Source organism: Bacillus sp. LR--39 (assembly GCF_053613335.1).
Map to the genome: position 1 here is coordinate 1 of NZ_JBSIOT010001614.1, position 515 is coordinate 515.

At 46.4% G+C, this 515-nt stretch carries 1 pseudogene; it reads right to left on the reverse strand.

What is annotated here, in order from left to right:
• A pseudogene (bglA, locus tag ACWHAR_RS32095) lies at positions 1-447 on the reverse strand (6-phospho-beta-glucosidase BglA); the annotation flags it as partial.
• Positions 448-515 lie beyond the last annotated feature (68 nt).

Sequence of the window (515 nt, forward strand, 5' to 3'; positions counted from 1 at the left end):
GACTTTCCGGTTTCTGAAGCCTCCATATTCTCTTGCCAGGTGCAGCGGCATTTCAAAGTGAGACAGCGTAATGACCGGCTCGATCCCATGCTTCAGCAATTCATCAAACACATCATCATAAAACTGCAAACCAGCTTCGTTCGGTTCAGCCTCATCGCCTTTCGGAAAAATCCGGCTCCAGCCGATGGACGTCCGCAGACATTTTAATCCCATTTCCGCAAACAAAGCGATATCTTCCTTGTATCTGTGATAGAAATCAATGGCTTCATGGTTTGGATAAAATTCGTTTTCTTCAATCGTGTCCGTGATTTTTCTCGGCACGCCGTGCGCACCCGCTGTCATCACATCGACGACACTCGGCCCTTTACCGCCTTGATTCCATCCGCCTTCAAATTGGTGGGCAGCTAAAGCACCGCCCCATAAAAAATCCTTTGGCATGTTTCCCATGTTTAATTCCTCCTCAGCTTACGACTGTAAATATTTTTTGATGTAATGCACTTTCCTCAATCTCTTCA